The sequence below is a fragment of the Sideroxyarcus sp. TK5 genome, from assembly GCF_054601595.1.
The window spans coordinates 1-604 of the sequence record NZ_BAAHSJ010000036.1 but is presented as its reverse complement, the minus strand read 5'-3'; the positions used below and the strand labels follow the sequence as shown (position 1 = coordinate 604).

Here is a 604-nt window from a genome sequence, read left to right as displayed (position 1 = left end):
CAAAACCTGATAAGTAGTATGGATTTCAAATAAACAAACTAACGCCTAGGGAGAACCCATGTCTGGATATTTTGTATTGAACAAATCAGGAACTTCACAATTCCATTTTGTTCTCAAAGCTGACAATCATGAAACGATACTGAGTAGTGAGATCTACCAGACCAAACTAGCTGCCCAAGGTGGTATCGCATCAGTACAAACCAACAGTCCAATTGACGCAAGATATGAAAAAAGGACATCGATTAAAGTCGAGCCTTACTTTGTATTGAAGGCGGCCAATGGGCAAATCATCGGCGTAAGCCAAATGTATTCGTCTACCTCTGCCAGAGACTCAGGTATCACTTCTGTTAAGGCCAACGGTAGTACAAAAATGATCGTAGATAACTCCTGATTTAGTGGTGAGAAGAATATGGGCCTGCAAGGAAATAGCATTGCAGGTGCTATTACTAGATAAATTCAGAATCGCGATCGACGAATCGTGTGCAATTTTAAAGAATTGGTTCTGCGTAAGAGAAAGGGAGCTTTGTGGCAGTTAGAAAAATAGCACGCAAGGCGCGCATCGTCGGTGTCGATCCCCAGGATTTCGCTCCCAGCCTGTTGCGCG

General features: G+C 43.2%; 1 protein-coding gene. It reads left to right on the top strand.

From position 1 onward, the window contains the following. The first annotated feature begins 58 nt into the window (after window positions 1–58). The gene (locus tag ACYPYQ_RS13575) at window positions 59–391 is read left to right on the top strand and encodes a YegP family protein (RefSeq protein ID WP_459724450.1); all 333 of its coding nucleotides are present in this window, start codon (window positions 59–61) and stop codon (window positions 389–391) included. Window positions 392–604 lie beyond the last annotated feature (213 nt).

Coding starts and splice junctions, on each gene's coding strand:
- ACYPYQ_RS13575 (WP_459724450.1), top strand. CDS start 59: ATGTCTGGATATTTTGTATTGAACAAATCAGGAACTTCACAATTCCAT.